Origin of the sequence: Streptomyces sp. NPDC048643, from assembly GCF_040650615.1 — a bacterium.
Taxonomy (GTDB): Bacteria; Actinomycetota; Actinomycetes; order Streptomycetales; family Streptomycetaceae; genus Streptomyces.
Window position 1 is genome coordinate 1 of sequence record NZ_JBEZHO010000058.1, and the last position, 16,205, is coordinate 16,205.

15 protein-coding genes are annotated in these 16,205 nt (G+C 72.9%); 5 read left to right on the plus strand and 10 right to left on the minus strand.

From position 1 onward, the window contains the following. Window positions 1–61: 61 nt before the first annotated feature. The 3 genes from AB0C62_RS36150 to AB0C62_RS36160 form a co-directional block, all read right to left on the minus strand. Window positions 62–1,837, minus strand: coding sequence for a M4 family metallopeptidase (locus AB0C62_RS36150; RefSeq protein ID WP_362980573.1), 1,776 nt, complete (start codon window positions 1,835–1,837; stop codon window positions 62–64). Between the two features lie 700 nt (window positions 1,838–2,537). After that, on the minus strand, window positions 2,538–3,644 hold the full coding sequence (locus AB0C62_RS36155; protein ID WP_362980575.1) for a polyprenyl synthetase family protein: 1,107 nt from the start codon (window positions 3,642–3,644) through the stop codon (window positions 2,538–2,540). Next, a complete protein-coding gene (locus AB0C62_RS36160) occupies window positions 3,641–4,696 on the minus strand; it encodes a tetratricopeptide repeat protein (protein WP_362980662.1) in 1,056 nt (351 codons plus the stop codon). Before AB0C62_RS36160 ends, AB0C62_RS36155 begins: the two co-directional genes overlap by 4 nt. Before the next feature lie 322 nt (window positions 4,697–5,018). Between AB0C62_RS36160 and AB0C62_RS36165 the strand changes: the two genes are divergently transcribed. After that, window positions 5,019–5,915, plus strand: coding sequence for an aminoglycoside phosphotransferase family protein (locus AB0C62_RS36165; RefSeq protein WP_362980577.1), 897 nt, complete (start codon window positions 5,019–5,021; stop codon window positions 5,913–5,915). Between the two features lie 21 nt (window positions 5,916–5,936). Here AB0C62_RS36165 and AB0C62_RS36170 read toward each other — a convergent pair whose 3' ends face one another. Continuing rightward, window positions 5,937–6,776, minus strand: a complete 840-nt coding sequence (locus AB0C62_RS36170) for a helix-turn-helix transcriptional regulator (protein ID WP_362980579.1) — start codon at window positions 6,774–6,776, stop codon at window positions 5,937–5,939. 102 nt (window positions 6,777–6,878) lie between these two features. On the opposite strand from AB0C62_RS36170, the gene AB0C62_RS36175 reads away from it, so the two are divergent. Next, window positions 6,879–7,586: an SDR family NAD(P)-dependent oxidoreductase gene (locus AB0C62_RS36175; protein ID WP_362980581.1), complete on the plus strand. Its 708-nt coding sequence runs from the start codon at window positions 6,879–6,881 to the stop codon at window positions 7,584–7,586. Between the two features lie 161 nt (window positions 7,587–7,747). Further along, window positions 7,748–8,374 carry an alpha-ketoglutarate-dependent dioxygenase AlkB gene (locus AB0C62_RS36180; RefSeq protein WP_362980583.1) on the plus strand — a complete coding sequence of 209 codons (627 nt, stop codon included), beginning with the start codon at window positions 7,748–7,750 and terminating at the stop codon, window positions 8,372–8,374. Between the two features lie 30 nt (window positions 8,375–8,404). Here AB0C62_RS36180 and AB0C62_RS36185 read toward each other — a convergent pair whose 3' ends face one another. The 3 genes from AB0C62_RS36185 to AB0C62_RS36195 all read right to left on the minus strand — a co-directional run bounded on the left by AB0C62_RS36185 (window position 8,405) and on the right by AB0C62_RS36195 (window position 11,857). Continuing rightward, window positions 8,405–8,989 carry a TetR family transcriptional regulator gene (locus tag AB0C62_RS36185; RefSeq protein WP_362980664.1) on the minus strand — a complete coding sequence of 195 codons (585 nt, stop codon included), beginning with the start codon at window positions 8,987–8,989 and terminating at the stop codon, window positions 8,405–8,407. 74 nt (window positions 8,990–9,063) lie between these two features. Continuing rightward, entirely contained in the window at window positions 9,064–10,509 is a 1,446-nt protein-coding gene (locus tag AB0C62_RS36190; protein ID WP_362980585.1) for an MFS transporter, read from the minus strand. Between the two features lie 145 nt (window positions 10,510–10,654). After that, a complete protein-coding gene (locus AB0C62_RS36195) occupies window positions 10,655–11,857 on the minus strand; it encodes an FAD-dependent monooxygenase (protein WP_362980587.1) in 1,203 nt (400 codons plus the stop codon). A 337-nt stretch (window positions 11,858–12,194) separates the two neighbouring features. Between AB0C62_RS36195 and AB0C62_RS36200 the strand changes: the two genes are divergently transcribed. Further along, window positions 12,195–12,584 (plus strand): tyrosinase cofactor, encoded by a 390-nt coding sequence (locus AB0C62_RS36200; protein WP_362980589.1) that lies wholly within the window; start codon window positions 12,195–12,197, stop codon window positions 12,582–12,584. Between the two features lie 33 nt (window positions 12,585–12,617). Next, window positions 12,618–13,442, plus strand: coding sequence for a tyrosinase family protein (locus AB0C62_RS36205; RefSeq protein WP_362980591.1), 825 nt, complete (start codon window positions 12,618–12,620; stop codon window positions 13,440–13,442). Between the two features lie 88 nt (window positions 13,443–13,530). Here AB0C62_RS36205 and AB0C62_RS36210 read toward each other — a convergent pair whose 3' ends face one another. The 3 genes from AB0C62_RS36210 to AB0C62_RS36220 form a co-directional block, all read right to left on the minus strand. Next, window positions 13,531–14,238: an RNase H family protein gene (locus tag AB0C62_RS36210; protein WP_362980593.1), complete on the minus strand. Its 708-nt coding sequence runs from the start codon at window positions 14,236–14,238 to the stop codon at window positions 13,531–13,533. Between the two features lie 39 nt (window positions 14,239–14,277). Continuing rightward, the gene (locus AB0C62_RS36215) at window positions 14,278–15,276 is read right to left on the minus strand and encodes a helix-turn-helix domain-containing protein (protein WP_362980595.1); all 999 of its coding nucleotides are present in this window, start codon (window positions 15,274–15,276) and stop codon (window positions 14,278–14,280) included. Between the two features lie 112 nt (window positions 15,277–15,388). Then, window positions 15,389–16,186: a VOC family protein gene (locus AB0C62_RS36220; protein ID WP_362980597.1), complete on the minus strand. Its 798-nt coding sequence runs from the start codon at window positions 16,184–16,186 to the stop codon at window positions 15,389–15,391. Between the last annotated feature and the right edge of the window lie 19 nt (window positions 16,187–16,205).

A 16,205-nucleotide genomic window follows, 5' to 3' on the forward strand; every position in this document is an offset into this window, starting at 1 on the left:
CGTACGTGCCGGTGACCGATCAAAACATGCGGGTCACTTCCCCTCGAAGCGGGCCCGTCCGTCAGTGCTTCGCGGCAGGGGTGTTGGCCGCGGTGACGTTCACCGCGGCCCATGCCTTGCCCACGGCCTTGTACTCGGCGCCGGCCGACCCGTACAGGTCCGCGGCGGCCTTGAGTGTGGCCTTGCGCGCGTCATGGAAGTCGGTCGTGGAGACCATGTAGCGGGTCAGCGCCCGGTAGAAGACGGCGGTCGCCTTGGTCCGGCCGATACCGGTCACGCGGGAACCGTCGTACGTCGGCGAGTCGTACGTCACGCCGCCGATCGTCTTGCGTCCGCTGCCCTCGGCGAGCAGGTAGTACGCGTGCGAGGACACCCCGGAACCGGCGTGCACCTCGGTGTCGTAGGCGGCGGGCGACCAGTAGTCGACGGCCTCCTCCAACAGGTCGAGGGACGGGTGGTCCAGGCGGCGCAGGAACTTCTGCGCGAGGCCCAGCTTCTCGCCCACCAGATAGTTCGGCGGGTTCTTCGGGTTGTTCGCCGCGAACTCGACGTTCGAGCCGAAGATGTCGGCGAGCGACTCGTTGAGGGAGCCCGGCTCGCCGTACTGGTTGCCCTCGTCGTCCACGCGGGTGGGTTCGAGCGCGGCGGTCGCGTCGACGACTCCGTGGGTCAGCTCGTGTCCGGTGACGTCGAGGACGACCAGCGGCTTCTTGAAGTACTGGCCGTCGCCGTCGCCGTAGAGCATGCAGCCGCACGTCGAGTCCCAGAACGCGTTGCCGACCTTGTTGCCGAAGTGGACCATCCCGCGGGCACCGGCGCCGTTGTTCTTGATGCCCTTGCGGCCGAAGGTCTTCTTGTAGAAGTCCAGGGTCCTGGTGATGCCGTACTGCGCGTCGACCGCGGCGCTGGACCGGGAGGCGGTGGTGCCGGTGCCCCACTTGTTGTCGCCGTCGGTGAACTTCTTGCCCCGCGCGAAGGACTCCAGCTCCTGCCCCTTGGCGTCCCGGGTCTCGGTGTTCCACCGGGTCGGGTCCTTGAGGACGTAGCTGGTCCGGGCGGTCCGGGTCGTGGTCAGCGCCACCTTGCCGGCGAAGAGCGAGGCGCCGCTCCCGGTCGCCGTGGCCGGGTAGTGACCCGCTCGCGCGGCGTTCGTCAGCCCCGGGAGTCCGGCGGCGAGACCGGTCTGCGGGGTGGCGCTGCCGCCCCGTTCGCGCAGGGTGTCCGCCAGGGACGGCGAGATGAACTCGTCGTTGTCCGGGATGCTGCTGCGGATCCTGCCGCTGTGGGCGTCCACCACGACCGTGCGGGAGCCGCCGGCCTCCGTGCTGCCGCTGTCCGTCACGGTCACCTGATAGGCGAGGGCGGAGGCACCCTCGCGGGCGTCCACGACGAGCCGGGCGTCGCCCGCGTCGCCCCGGGCCGCGTCGGCCGCCTTCCGCTCCGCCTGCCGGGGCGTCAGCTTCGCCTCCACGGTGGCGGGCTCGACCGGGTGACCGGCGGCCCGGGTCACGCCCAGGTACTGAGCCCGCTCGCCCAGGTGCACGACCAGGTCGCCACCGAGGACCGGCAGGCCCTGGTGGGCACGGACGAAGCGCACGTGCTGCTTGCCGTCGGGGTCCGTCATCACGTCCTTGGCCCGCAGGGTGTCGCCTCGGGCCACCCCGGTTTCCCCGGCGTGGGCGAAGGCGGCCGCCCTGGCCGCCGCCACCGGCGAGGAGGACGTGGCCGCCGCGCGGGCGGGAGCGTCGGGCACGGCCGCGAGGGCGGGGCCCGGAAGCGTGGCGGCCGTCGTCACGGCGACGGCTATCGCCACGCGGCGTATGTGGGGTCTACGCACTGAGTTCCTTCGGTACGGGGCGGCCGGCAACGCCAACCGCCCGGCGACACGGCGCTGTTCGGCGCCGCGGGGGCTGGTCGGGCCCCGAGTCACCATCGGCCCGCGAGTGACCGGTGGTGACTCGACCGGACAGATGTGAGCGGCCCTGAGCCGGTTGCCTGCCGGGACCGGCGAGGAGGCGGATGTGACCCATGTCGCACGGGACGCACGACACGGCAGAGGGCCGGACCGGACGCGGAGGGACCGGACCCCGCGTGCTCGGCTGCCGCGCCACCGGACTCCTGTCGCCTCGCACCGGGTTCCGAGGCGCGGAACGGGCCGAGGGCGCGCCGGACCCGATCCGGCTACGGGAGCGTCGGCTTGAGAGACCGTGCGGTCGGCGTCTCGGGGAGCGGGAAGACGCAATGGACCAGCCCTGCCGGCCACCCGGTCCCGTGCCGTTCGGGAGGTGCCGAGCTGCCGGGCCGCGCCGTCGGAATCCTTTGGCTCCCCAGGTGCGGAGGCGGCCGGGTTCCGGGCTCGGCGCTGCCTGGCGGCGGGTCGTGCGGTCGGCGCGGGCCGGGCTCCCGAAGGGCTCCGGAACGAGGCGAGTGCGGTCGGCCCGCCCTGACACCTCCGGGAGACTTCCATCGTGAGGCCGAGGGCGCCCGCGCCGATCCGCGGCACCGGCGCACCCCGGGGTCCGGGCGCGCCCGGGTCGTCAGACCGTCCGGTCGGCCAACGCCGAGAGCAGAGTGCGCAGTTCGGCGAGGGGGCCGGGGGCGAGCCGCAGGGTCGTCAGTCGGGTCCGCGCTTCGGCGAGCCTGCGTCGGGCCTCGCGTTCGGCCCGGCTGCGTCCACCGGCCCGTTCGACGAGGGTCGCCGCGCGGCGGGCGCCGTCACCGTCCAGGCCGCCCGGGGCGGTGAGGAGTTCGGCGAGTTCGCCGCCCCCGGGTGTCGCGTCGAGGGCGGACAGAACCGGCAGGGTCTTCTTCCCCTGACGCAGATCGCCGTGGACCGGTTTGCCGGTGCGTTCGGGGTCGCCCCAGATGCCCAGCACGTCGTCGGCGATCTGGAAGGCGACGCCCAAATGCCGCCCCGTCCGGTCGAGTTCGGCGACGGTGGAGTCCGGAGCGCCCGCCATCCGCGCACCGAGGGCGAGCGCGCAGCCGAGCAGCGCGCCCGTCTTGCGCTCGGCCATCGTCGCGTACTCCCCCGCGCGGACCGCGTCCGGGCCGGTCCAGGGTCGCTCCGCGAACAGCAGGTCGTCGGCCTGGCCGCTGACCAGGTCGCCGAGGGCGGTGGTCAACTGCCGTACGGCGGGGCCCGCGTGGGGGGTGACGGCGAGGGTCTCCACGCCCAGGGCGAACAGCGCGTCGCCCGCGAGCACGGCGGGCCCGGTGCCGTACGCCTTCCACAGGGCGGGGCGGCCGCGGCGCAGCGCGTCGTCGTCCATGATGTCGTCGTGGAGCAGTGAGAAGGTGTGGACGAGTTCCACCGCCACGGCTCCCGGCACACCTGCCTCCCCGGGCCCCGAGACCGCTTCCGCGCCGAGGACCGCCAGCGCCTGCCGAACGCCCTTGCCCCGGCTGGGGCCGGCACCGGAGCCGTCGGCCTCGCGGTGGCCCAGCGCGTAGCGGGCCATCTCCGCGACCCAGGGATGCAGTCCGTCGACCGCCTCGGTCAGGGCGGGGGCGGTGAGGCCGCGGCAGCGACGCAGGATGTGCGCGGCGTCGGGCGGCGGCGTACCGGTGCGGGTCGCGGTTTCGGTTGCGGTCGCGGCCGGTGTCGCGGCCTTCGTCGACCGACGCAGGGCGGTCGGGGTCATCGTGCCGCCTCCGCTCCGGCGCGCTCCGGCGTCAACCCGAGTTCCGTGCGGGCCCGTTCGACCATCTGCCGGGCGTGCCGCAGGCCGATGCCGTCCAGGACGTCGGCCAACTCGGACAGTTCGGCCGCGGTTTCGTCGGGGTCCCGGCCCAGTCGCGCCAGGGACTTGGCCAGCCCGAGCCGGGACAGCGCGCGTCCGCGCGGCTCGCTCATCTCCTCGAACTCCGCGAGCGCCTGGGCGTAGACGTCGCGGGCCTCGGCGTAACGCCCCGCGCGGTAGAGGACGTTGCCGCGCATCTTGTGGTTGTAGGCGAGCGCGCCGGAGAGCTTCATGGCACGGCAGGACGCTTCCGCCTCGGTCAGCAGCTCCAGGGCCCGCCCCGTGTCGCCGTCGCGCACGGAGACGATGTCCGCGAGGCCGCGCAGCGCCCAGGCGTGCCCTCGCCGGTCCTCGGCGCCGGCGGCTATGCCGGCCGCCTCCTCGAAGAGGGCGTACGCGGTGTCGTACGCGCCGGTGTTGCGGTGGATCTGGGCGATGCCCTCCAGGGCCCACACGGTGTGGCGGGCCTCGCCGCGCTTGCGGGCCTCGGCCAGGAGCTGTTCGTGGAGGGTGGTCACCGCCTCGTAGTCGCCCTGGATGCGGCCGGTCTCGGCCATGCCCGCCAGGGAGTAGCCGCGCACCACGATGTCGCCCGACCGGCACCCGAGTTCGGCGGCGAGCCGCAGCAGCCGCCACGCCAGCGGGAACGCGCCGCGCTGTCGGGCCAGCGTTCCGCCGCTCCACAGTGCCCACGCCATCGCGGCACCGTCGCCCACGTCACGCGCCGTGCGGTAACTCGCCTTCCACGCTCGGTCCGCGTCCGCCACCTGCCCGAGCCTGCGGTGCGCCTCGGCGACCGCGAGCCCCGACCGCGCGGCCTCGGTCCGCTCCCCCGCGCGCTCGGCGGCGCGCAGTTGCTCGGTCCCCGCCGCGAGGACGTCGGTCAGCGAGGAGTTCACGGACAGGGTGGTCAGAGCGCCCTGGTACTCCGGGGCGAAGGCCTTGCCGTACATGAATGCCTTTCCGTCTGCCACCGTCCGACCGCAGGCGGTGCGACCCGGTGGTGGTGCTGTAGCGGACTGTCGTGCGGCGCTGACGTAGGAAGATCCCGGCCCCTCGACGTATGCACGGCATGTATACGCAAGGTGTATAGTTCGTCCGGTTTCCATCCGTGAATTCCCGCTCGATGATGGTCGCGGTGTCGGCCGCTCGTTGCCGATCAAGACGGCGAACGGCTTCGCGAGGTTGCCTCCCGACCCGAATCACGTTGCGAGGAGCCATAACGGGCCGCAGGATGACGGCGGTCCACCTCCTCGCGACGGAAAGCAGGCACGGATGTCCGCAGGCCCGATGCACGCCGACGAGGCGCCGATCGACGGGCCGCTCGTCCGGCGACTGCTGGCCGGGCAGTTCCCCCAGTGGGCCCGACTGCCCCTCAAGCGCGTCGAGTCGGCCGGAACCGTCAACGCCCTCTACCGGCTCGGCGACGGCCTGGCCGTGCGGCTCCCCCGGGTGCCGGGCGGTGCCGAGGACGTGGCCAAGGAGGCCACCTGGCTGCCGCGGCTCGCTCCGCTCCTCCCCGTCCCCGTACCGGAGATCCTCGGTCTCGGTACTCCGGCCGAGGGATTCCCGTGGCCGTGGAGCGTGCTGCGGTGGATCGACGGCGAACTGCCCTTTCCCGACGCCCTGTTCGACGCGCGGAGCCTTGCGTGCGACCTCGGCGCCTTCGTCGCCGCTTTCCGCCGGGCCGGTCTTCCGGACGGTCCGCCCGCCTACCGCGGCGGCCCCCTGAAGACCGTGGACGCCGAGACGCGCTCGGCGATCGAGGAGCTGCGGGGCGCGATCGACACCGGGGAGGCGACGGCGGCCTGGGAGGACGCGCTCGCGGCACCGGCGTGGACGGGGCCACCCGTCTGGCTGCACTCGGACCTGATGCCGATGAACCTCCTGACCCGCGCGGGCCGCCTCGCCGCCGTCATCGACTTCGGCACGCTCGGCACCGGCGATCCCGCCTGCGACCTCATCCCGGCCTGGAACCTCCTTCCCCCGGAAGCGCGGACCGTCTTCCGGGACACGGCGGGCGCCGACGACGCCATGTGGGCGCGGGGCCGCGGCTGGGCCCTGTCCATGGCCCTGATCCAACTGCCGTACTACCGCACGACGAACCCGGTGATGGCGGACAACGCCGAGCACGTGATCCGCGCGGTACTGACGGAGCGCCGGTCCGGGTAGCGGACACCGTCCGGCTCCCCCTCAGTCCACGAGCGCCTGGGTTCCGAGGACACCGAGAAGCGCGACGCGCTCGGCGTCCTCCGTGCCGGGCTCGGCCGTGTACACCATGATCCGCAGGTCGTTGCCCGCGACGGCGAGCACGTCGCAGTCCAGCGTCACGGCGCCCACCTGAGGATGGTCGACGGTCTTGCGGGCGGCCTCGTGGTGGGCGACGGCGCCGGAGTCCCACAGCTGCGCGAACCGGTCGCTCGCCGCCCGCAGGTCGGCGATCAGCCGGCGCAGCCGCTGGTCGGCCGGATAACGGCTCGCCGTCACGCGCAGGTCGGCCGCGAGCGTCGCCTCGAAGGTCCGCAGCTCCTCCGGCGTGTGGCGGACGCGGCTGCCGGGGCCGACGAAGTTGCGCCAGACGCCGTTGCGTTCGTTCCCGCGCCACCCCGAGGGGTCACCCAGCAGGGCGGCATACAGCGGGTTGGCCAGCAGCAGGTTCCACGCCGCGTCGTACACCGCGACGGGCGTGCCCGTCAGCCGGTCCAGCAGCCGGTGGACGCCCGGTGTGATGTGGGTGGGCACCATGCCCCGGCCCGGCGGCACGAGCCCCGCCACCTGGAAGAGGTGCTCGCGCTCGGCCGCGGACACCCGCAGCGCCCGCCCGAGGGCTTCGACGACCTGTTCCGAGGGGTTGGCGGCCCGGCCCTGTTCCAGCCGGGTGATGTAGTCGACCGAGATCCCCGCGAGGAGGGCGAGCTCCTCGCGACGCAGGCCCGCCGCGCGCCGGTGGCCGCCGCCCGGCAGCCCCGCCGCCTCCGGGGAGACCCGGTCGCGCCAGAGCCGTACCGTCCGCCCGAACTCCGTGCTCGCCATGCCGTCAACTGTGCACCCCGGCGCGCGCGGGTGCCTGGTACTGGCAGTCCCAGGAAGACGGGACGCCTGGCTGTCCGCACCGCGCCGACCGATTCTGGATCCATGACCACAACACTGATCACCGGAGCGAACAAGGGTCTCGGCTTCGAGACCGCCCGCCGGCTCGTCGCGGCGGGACACACCGTCTACGTGGGCAGCCGCGACCCCGAGCGGGGGCGCCGTGCCGCCGAGGAACTGGGGGCGCGCCCGCTCGTCATCGACATCACCGACGACGCGTCCGTCGCGGCCGCGGCGAAGACCGTCGAGGCCGAGGGCGGCCTGGACGTCCTGATCAACAACGCCGGTATCGAGGGTCGCGGCGAGGGCAACAGCGTGATCGGCGCCGCGGACACGACCGCGGACACCCTGCGCGAGCTGTTCGAGACGAACGTCTTCGGTCTCGTCCGCGTCACGCACGCCCTCCTGCCCCTTCTCCAGCGGTCCGCCGCCCCGGTCGTGGTGAACGTCAGCAGCGGCCTGGCCTCGCTGACCGCGATGAGCGACGCCGCCTCACCGGGCCACTTCTACCCGGGCATCGCGTACCCGGCGTCCAAGACGACCGTCAACATGATCACCGTGCAGTACGCGAAGGCGTTCCCGGGCATCCGGATCAACGCGGTGGAACCCGGCTTCACGGCCACCGACCTGAACGGCAACACCGGGGTCCAGACCGTGGAGCAGGGCGCCGAGATCATCGTCCGCATGGCGCGGGTGGGCCGGGACGGACCGACCGGCGGCTACTTCGACGCGCAGGGCCCGATCCCCTGGTGACCCCGCACGTCCGGCGGACCGCCGCGGACACCCGGACCACCGGGGTCCGCGGTGGCCGAGGCGGCCGCGGATCGCGCGTGATCCACGCGCCGTCGCGGCCGGCACAGCAGGGCCATCACCTCAATGGAACACGCATTCGAATACGGGGGTACGCTGGCCGTATGGCCACGCACCTCCAGGGCTCGCTCTTCGACCAGACGGACGAGCTCCACCTGGGTCCGCTGAACGGAACGCGCCGCACCACGCTGGGTGCCGGCGCCTGGATCGACCTGCTGCCCGGCTGGCTCGGCGGCGCGGACGAACTGTTCGCCCGGCTCTCCGCCGAGGTGCCGTGGCGCGCCGAACGCCGCCAGATGTACGAGCAGGTGGTCGACGTACCCCGGCTGCTCTCGTACTACCGGGCGGGCGACGCGCTGCCGCATCCGGTCCTCGACGAGGCCAGGGACGCGCTGTCGGCCCACTACGCCGGGGAACTCGGCGAGTCCTTCACCACGGCCGGGCTCTGCTACTACCGGGACGGCCGCGACAGCGTGGCCTGGCACGGGGACCGGATCGGCCGGGGCGCCCGCGAGGACACGATGGTCGCCATCCTCTCGGTGGGCGCGCCGCGCGACCTGCTGCTGAGGCCCCGGGGCGGCGGCGAGACCGTGCGGCGACCGCTGGGCCACGGCGACCTGATCGTGATGGGCGGCTCCTGCCAGCGCACCTGGGAACACGCGATCCCCAAGTCGGCGCGTGCGGCGGGCCCCCGGATCAGCATCCAGTTCCGGCCCACCGGGGTGAACTGACCGGCCCCGCCCCGCACGCGGGCCGCCTGCTCAGGGCGCGAGCTGGGCCTGCACCGCCGGCGCGTACCGGTCGACGATGTCGTCGACGGCGGTGGCGCGCAGATGGGTGCCGCGCGCGATGCCGTACATCACGCCGAGGCCGAGCAGGGTGCTCACGGCCAGTTCGGCGCGCAGGCCCGCGTCCGGTCCGCTCAGCCGCTCGGCGAGACGCTCGCTGACCTGGGTACGGAAGTTGGCGCGCAGTATGTCCCCCTGCTCCCCTTGGAGCGGGGCGAAGACGATCCGCAGGACGGGGTCGGCGCCCCGCTGCGTCTGGCCTTCGAGGAGGTGCCGGACCATGTGCCGGCCCAGTTCCTCCAGGGGGGCGTCGAGCAGGGCGTCGGCGTCGGACTCGAAGGACATGACCCGGGCGAACAGCGCGTCCTTGTTGCCGAAGTACTTCAGGATCAGCGGCGCGCTCACGCCGGCCCGGTCGGCGACCGCCTTGAGCGTGATGTCCGCGTGGGCGTGCCGGGCGAGGAGATGGCGGGCCGCCCGCAGGATGGCCGCCCTGCTGGCCTCGGCGTCGCGGCGGGGCGCCGCGGGGACGGTGTCCGCGCCCCCGGCCGGCGCCACGGCGGCCGGCTGGTCGCCGGACCCCGGGACGGTCGCGGGCGCGGTGAGACCGGTGGGGGGCGTGGTCACGGTGCTCAGGCTCCTTCGAGGGCCTCGTCGCGGGACGCGCCGGTACGGCTGCCGGTGCGCGGGGTCGCGCGCGAGGCGGGGTCGGTGGGTATCGACAGGGCGGCCGCGCAGGCCACCAGTGCGACCGTACCCGCCATGGCGAAGGCCAGCAGATAGCCGTGCAGCGTCGGTATCGGGGCGCCGGCGACGAGGCTCGTGTGGTGCACCAGCACGGCGGCCACCGCGGCGCTGCACACCGCCTGCCCGATCGTGCGCATCAGGACGTTGACGCCGTTGGCGGACGCGGTCTGGCCCGCGGGAACCGCGCGCAGGATGAGGGTCGGCAGGGCGGAGTACGCGAACGTGGTGCCGATCGCGCAGACCGTGGCACCGATGATGATCATCCACAGGTCGCGGCTGTCCAGGATCCGTATCGCGTAGCCCGAGGCGATGATCGCCGTGCCGAGGGCCAGGGTGACGCGCGGGCCGCGCGCCGCCGAGATGCGTGCCGAGACGGGCGAGAGGAAGAGCATGGTCACTCCGCCGGGCAGCAGGCACAGGCCGGTCGCCACGATGGACAGTCCGAGTCCGTAGCCGGTGGCCTCGGGTGCCTGCACGAGCTGGGCCGTGACCAGGGAGTTGCCGTAGAAGGCGAAGCCGGTCAGCAGGGCGGCGATGTGCGGCAGGGCGACGCGCGGACGGGCGGCCAGCCTCAGGTCGACGAGGGGGCTGACGGCCCGCAGCTGCTGCCGCACCCACACGGTGAGGATCACGGCGCACGCGGCGAACAGGGCGAGGATGCTCGGACTGGTCCAGCCCCAGGTGCCGCCCTGCGACACGGCGAGGAGCAGACTCACCAGCCCGGCGGCCAGGCCCAGCGCGCCCAGGGTGTCGAAGCGGCCGGGCTCGCGCACCGGGGACTCGCGCACCGCCCACCAGGCGAGCGTGAGCCCGACGACGCCGAGGGCGGTCGTGGCCCAGAACATCACGTGCCAGTTCGCGTACTGGACGATGAGGGCGGCGAGCGGGAGGCCGAGTGCGGCGCCGATGCCCACCGTGGAGCTCATCAGGGCGACGGCGGAGCCGGTGCGCTCGGGCGGCAACTCGTCCCGCAGGATGCTGATCGACAGCGGCACCACGGCCGCCGCCGCGCCCTGGAGCGCCCGCGCCACGATCAGGATGCCGATGTCCGAGGTGAGCGCGCACATCAGCGAGCCGACGGTCATCAGCCCGAGGGCCATCAGCAGGACGCGCCGCTTGCCGTACATGTCACCGGCCCGGCCGAGCACCGGGGTCAGTACCGCTCCGGAGAGGAGGGTCGCGGTGACCATCCAGGAGACCGCGCCCGCCGAGGCGCCGGTGAGCCGGGGAAGGTCGGGCAGCAACGGGACGACCACCGTCTGCATGACGGCCATGAGGATCCCGCCGAACGCGAGGACGGGAATCGCGAGCCGCTCGCGCAGAGCCGCCATGAACACTCCAGGAGTAGGCACGAAGAATGGGGTGAATGACAATTCACCTTACCGGTGAATTGTCATTCACCCCAAGCCGTGCCTGCCCCTCCCCGAGCGGCAGGAGGCCGTTCCCCGGGGGGTGCCCCTCCCGCCCGGTCCGCCGCTAGCGGTGCGAACGGGCCTGCACGCTCCGGGCCACCTTGGGTCCGAGCCAGCGCTTGAAGCGGCGCAGCGCCTCCAGCCGTCCGGCCGCGCGGTCGATCCGGTAGTACAGCTGCGGCGGTACGTACGGCAGCAGCGGTGAGTGCCGCTGGCCGAGCAGCGCGAACATCTGGGCCGGCGGCAGACGGATGTAGCGCGGCAGGTTCTCGTACCACTGGGCGCTGTGCCGGGCGGCGCTCTGCACCGGCAGCAGTTCCGCCCTGCGCTCACGCCCGTAGGCGTCGAGGGCGGTCTCCAGGTCGGCGTGCTCCCGCAGCGCGCGGGCCAGCGAGATGGCGTCCTCCAGGGCGAGGGTGGTGCCCGCGCCGATGGAGTAGTGGGTGGTGTGGGCGGCGTCGCCGAGCAGGACGAGGTTGCCGCGGTGCCAGGTGCGGTTCGTCAGGGTCCGGAAGGTGAGCCACTGGGCGGCGCCGTCCGGCTGCGCCCTGCCGATCAGCCCGTGCCCGTCGAGCAGGTCGGCGAAGAGCTTCTCCAGCAGGGCGAGGCCGTCGGCCTCGCTCGCCGCGTCGAGTCCGAGGCCGGTCCAGGTCTCCGGGGAGCATTCGACGACGAGCGTGCTGCGGTCGTCGCCGAACCGGTAGGCGTAGCACCACACCCAGCCGTGGTCCGTCTCCACGAAGGAGAAGGTGAAGGAGTCGAAGACCCGGGTGGTCCCGAGCCAGACGTAGTAGTTGCGCCCGACGGAGGCCTCCGTACCGAAGTGGTCGGCGTGGCGCTCGCGCAGGGCGCTGTTGACGCCGTCCCCGGCGACGACCAGGTCGGCGTCCGGCAGCTCGTCGGGCGCGATCTCCCGTTCGTATTCGACACGCACGCCGAGCGACCGGGCCCGCTCGGCCAGCAGGTCGAGCATCCGGCGACGGCCGATGCCGAAGCCCTCGTCGCCGGGGTGCACGGTCGTCCGGTCGCCGACGTGGGCGACTCCGTCGTTCCAGCACACCGAGTTCTCGTGGACGGCGTGGGCGGACTCCGGGTCGCCCTCGCGCAGTTTGTCGAGCAGGCCCGCCCAGTAGGTCACGCCCCAGCCGTACGTGGATCCGGCCGGGTTCCGCTCATGGACGGTGATGTCATGGGACGGATCCTGGAGCTTCATCAGAATCGAGAAGTACAGGCTTGCGGGTCCGCCACCGACGCACGCGATCTTCACGCGCACTCCCCTATGTTGCACAAAGCGGTCAATTGATCACGAAGAGTAGCAGGGCTCGGCACCCCGGGGGTTCGCGCCAGTTCACGGGCGTGATCGCCGCCACGCGGCGCGGACCGCCACAGCAAGATCACCGACAACGGGCCTCCCCGCCGCAGGATTTGCTTCGGCGGTGGGTCGCGGCCGCCTCGGACAGCAAGATCATCTTTGTTCAATCTTGCACGACATGTACATGAATGTCCGGATCGCGACCAACCGACATTCGGCGATTTCTCCCGCTGTTTGACGATCCGATAGGCATACCGGGTCAGCAACTCAGCCGATTCCAGGAGGAGTCCGCATGCCGGAACTCACCCGCCGCCGTGCCCTCGGGGCAGCCGCCGCACTCGCCACGGCCGCCGGGGCCCAGGCACTCACCACCTCGTCGGCGTCGGCGGCACCCGCGGGGCCGACAGCCGACGAGCACCACCACGGCGGCCCGGAGGCCTTCGACGAGGTCTTCCGGGGGCGCCGTATAGAGGGCCGCCCGGTCACCGGGGGCGGCCACCACCACGGCGGCGGATACGCCGTGTTCGTCGACGGCGTGGAACTGCACGTGATGAGCAACGCCGACGGCAGCTGGATCAGCGTCGTCAGCCACTACGACCCCGTGCCGACCCCGCGTGCCGCCGCCCGCGCCGCCGTCGTCGAGCTGCAGGGGGCACCGCTCGTGCCCTTCGCCGCCAACTGAACCACCCAGCAAGCAGATCGTGGAGTTCCGCACATGACCGTACGCAAGAACCAGGCAAGCCTCACCACGGACGAGAAGCGGCGTTTCGTCGACGCGCTGGTCCAGCTCAAGCGCAGTGGCCGGTACGACTCCTTCGTCACGACGCACAACGCCTTCATCCTCGGCGACACCGACAACGGCGAGCGCACGGGCCACCGTTCACCGTCGTTCCTGCCCTGGCACCGCAGATTCCTCCTGGAGTTCGAGCGGGCCCTGCAGTCCGTGGACGCCTCGGTGGCGCTGCCGTACTGGGACTGGACCGCCGACCGCACCACGCGTTCCTCGCTGTGGGCGCCCGACTTCCTCGGCGGCACCGGGCGCAGCCTCGACGGCCGGGTGATGGACGGCCCGTTCGCCGCCGCGGCGGGCAACTGGCCGGTCACCGTGCGCGTGGACACCCGGACCTATCTGCGCAGGTCGCTGGGTACCGGGGTGCGTGAGTTGCCCACCCGGGCCGAGGTCGAGTCGGTGCTGTCGATGGCGACGTACGACATGGCGCCCTGGAACAGCGCCTCGGACGGCTTCCGCAATCACCTGGAGGGGTGGCGGGGCGTCAACCTGCACAACCGGGTGCACGTCTGGGTGGGCGGGCAGATGGGCACCGGCGTCTCCCCGAACGACCCGGTGTTCTGGCTCCACCACGCCTACATAGACAAGCTGTGGGCGCAGTGGCAGCGCCTGCACCCGGGCTCCGGGTACGTGCCGGTCGCGGGTACGGCGAACGTCGTCGACCTGAACGAGACGATGAAGCCGTGGAACGACGTGCGGCCCTCGGACCTGCTGGACCACACGGCGTTCTACACGTTCGACACGGACTGACCCCGGTCCGAGCGGCGCGGTCCCGGTCGGCCCCGGCGCGGGCCGCCGGTGCGTGCGGCCCTCGGGCGGCACGGACATCACCGGGCCGTCAGGCGGTGCTGGACGCCTCGGCGCGGCACTCGGGGTGGCCCCAGCCCTGGCCGTTCTTCGCGATGGTCTCGCCCGCCGCGTACGAACGCCCGCAGACGCAGCGGCCGGGGAACTTCGCCTTGAGGGTGCGGGCCGACGTGCCCTGCCGGGGTGTCTTGGCGGCGGTGCGGCGGCGGGCCGGCGCGGAGGACGCGGGGGTGTCGGGCGACGCCGGCGGCTGCGGGGACCCGAGGTCGCTTCCCGCGGGCTGCTGCACGACGGCGGCCTGGCTGGCGGCACGGTCGGCGAAGTCGTTCAGCCGGTCGCCGTCGACCTGGTGGGCGGGGACGTAGCGGAACTCCACGCTGCGGCCGGTGAGCAGTTCGTCGATGCGGGCGACGAGTTCCTGGTTGGCGACGGGCTTGCCCGCCGCCGTCTTCCAGCCCTTGCGCTTCCAGCCGGGCAGCCAGGTCGTGACGGCCTTCATCGCGTACTGGGAGTCCATCCGGATCTCCAGCGGGACGTCGGGCGCGACCGCGGTCAACAGGCGTTCCAGCGCTGTCAGTTCGGCGACGTTGTTGGTGGCCGTGCCGAGCGGGCCCGCCTCCCAGCGGGTCGGGGTCTCGTCCCCGTCGGCGACGACCCAGGCCCATGCGGCGGGTCCCGGGTTTCCCTTCGAGGCCCCGTCACAGGCGGCCACAACACGTTCAGGCATGACCCCGATCATGCCACGCCCGAACGGTGCTCCCGCGCACGGGGAGCGGGCTCACGGCCGCACCGGGTGGCCCGCTCCGGCCAGCAGGCGCAGGCCGAGCGGGGTGGCCGTGTGCAGCACGTACTTCCCGTCGCGGTGGCTGGCCACGAGCCCCCCGTCGCGCAGGACACCGATCTGGTAGCTGACGCTGGGCATCGCGATCCCCACGGCCTGGGCGACGTCGGAGGTGGTGCGGGAGCCGCCGAAGGCGACCTCGGTCAGGACGGCGGTCCGGGTGCGGCCCAGCAGGCGTTCCATGCCGCCCTCCGTGTTCCGCGCGACAGTCAGCGGGACCTTCTCCACCGGGTAGACCAGCACGGGATCGAGGCCGGGGTCCGCCAGCGCGGTCGGGCGGCGCCAGCAGAAGAACGAGGGGACGAGCAGCAGTCCGCGTCCCTCCAGGAACAGGTCGCGCTCGGTGGGATAGTCCACTTCGAGGACCGGGGACCGCCAGTGGGCCATCGGGCGCAGCCCCTCCAGCAGCGCCTGCGTACCGCCGTCCAGGACGGTCCGGGAGCGCCGGTCGACATCGTTGCCGACGGCTGTGCGGACGTGCGGCCAGTACGGCTCGACGAGGGTCCGGAAGTAGGCGGAGAGCGCCCCGGTGAGGGACGTGAGCGTGTCGCCGCCGGGGCGGCCGAGCGAGGTCGTCCAGGACGGCAGCGGACGGGAGCCGGCCAGCCGGGTCAGGTCGCGGGTCAGCCGGTGGCGCGGGGTCCTGCGCAGCGCGTCGAGGCCGGCCGACAGTCCCCCGCCGGTGACCGGCGGGGTGAGGAAGTCCGGGATGTATCCGGCCGCCGGGATCAGCGACCGTAAGGGACGTAGCGCGCGGCCCGCGAGCGCGTCCGTGGCGAGGCGGTCGCGGGCCGCGCGCCGCCAGTGCCCGAAGTCCAGCGGTCCCTCCCCGGTCTCCAGCCGGCAGACGCTGCAGACCAGTTCCCACAGGGGATCAGGGTGCCGGGCGACGCGTACGTTCTGCAGGTCCTGCGAGGTGAAGTGGATGCGCAGCATGCGGTCTCTTTTCGCTCGCCGTCCTGGTGGGGGGTCCGGCCACCCGCGGGTGGCACGGTCACAAGGAGGGACGATGACCGCATGCGTGTGGTTGCCCGCGCGCGCGAAGGCGTCAGGACACGTCCGTCATCCCGGGCATCTCACCCTGGGTCGTGGACATGTCGATCACGGAGAACGACGCGCCCTGCGGGTCGCTGATCGCCGCGAACCGGCCGAACGGGCTGTCCATGGGACCGAACCGCAGGACACCGCCGCGCGCGGTCGCCCGGGCCACCGCCTCGTCGCAGTCGTCGACGCCGAAGTACACGTTGACGTACGGCGGTACCTCGGGCGGGAAGTCGTCCGTCATGGTCATCCGGCCGAGGACGGGGTTGCCTTCGAGGCTGAAGACGCGGAAGTCGACGTTGTCGTCCTCCACCTGCTGGGCGGCGAAGGGGAAGACGGCGGGGAAGAACGGGTCGGACTTGCCGGGGTCGCGGGTGAAGACCTCGGCCCAGGCGTACGCGCCCGGCTCGCCGATCTTCTCGAAGCCCTCGTGGACGCCCGCCTGCCAGACGCCGAAGACCGCGCCGCTGGGGTCGCGGGCCAGTGTCATGGTGCCGAAGTCGCCGACCTGCATCGGCTCCATGAGCACCTCGCCGCCGTTGGCCTTGATCTTCTCGGCGGTCGCGGCCGCGTCCGGGGAGGCGAGGTACAGGCACCAGGCGGACTGGCCCTCCTGCCCGGGCATCGGCGGCACGACGGCGGCCACCGCCTTGCCGTCGGAGAAGGCCTGCGTGTAGTTGCCGTACTCCGAGGACGACTCGCCGAACGTCCAGCCGAGCACGTCACCGTAGAAACTCTTGGCCCCCTCGACATCGCTGAACATCGCGTCCGCCCAGCAGGGCGTTCCTTCAGGCTGTACGGCCATGACCAGTACCTTCTCCGGT

Bases quoted from the DNA above. Each gene is read 5' to 3' on its own strand.
- AB0C62_RS36200 (WP_362980589.1), top strand. From the start codon at position 12,195: ATGCCGGAACTCACCCGCCGCCGTGCCCTCGGGGCAGCCGCCGCACTC.
- AB0C62_RS36190 (WP_362980585.1), bottom strand. From the start codon at position 10,509: ATGGCGGCTCTGCGCGAGCGGCTCGCGATTCCCGTCCTCGCGTTCGGC.
- AB0C62_RS36170 (WP_362980579.1), bottom strand. From the start codon at position 6,776: ATGGCGAGCACGGAGTTCGGGCGGACGGTACGGCTCTGGCGCGACCGG.
- AB0C62_RS36180 (WP_362980583.1), top strand. From the start codon at position 7,748: ATGGCCACGCACCTCCAGGGCTCGCTCTTCGACCAGACGGACGAGCTC.
- AB0C62_RS36160 (WP_362980662.1), bottom strand. From the start codon at position 4,696: ATGTACGGCAAGGCCTTCGCCCCGGAGTACCAGGGCGCTCTGACCACC.
- AB0C62_RS36205 (WP_362980591.1), top strand. From the start codon at position 12,618: ATGACCGTACGCAAGAACCAGGCAAGCCTCACCACGGACGAGAAGCGG.
- AB0C62_RS36220 (WP_362980597.1), bottom strand. From the start codon at position 16,186: ATGGCCGTACAGCCTGAAGGAACGCCCTGCTGGGCGGACGCGATGTTC.
- AB0C62_RS36215 (WP_362980595.1), bottom strand. From the start codon at position 15,276: ATGCTGCGCATCCACTTCACCTCGCAGGACCTGCAGAACGTACGCGTC.
- AB0C62_RS36210 (WP_362980593.1), bottom strand. From the start codon at position 14,238: ATGATCGGGGTCATGCCTGAACGTGTTGTGGCCGCCTGTGACGGGGCC.
- AB0C62_RS36155 (WP_362980575.1), bottom strand. From the start codon at position 3,644: ATGACCCCGACCGCCCTGCGTCGGTCGACGAAGGCCGCGACACCGGCC.
- AB0C62_RS36175 (WP_362980581.1), top strand. From the start codon at position 6,879: ATGACCACAACACTGATCACCGGAGCGAACAAGGGTCTCGGCTTCGAG.
- AB0C62_RS36165 (WP_362980577.1), top strand. From the start codon at position 5,019: ATGTCCGCAGGCCCGATGCACGCCGACGAGGCGCCGATCGACGGGCCG.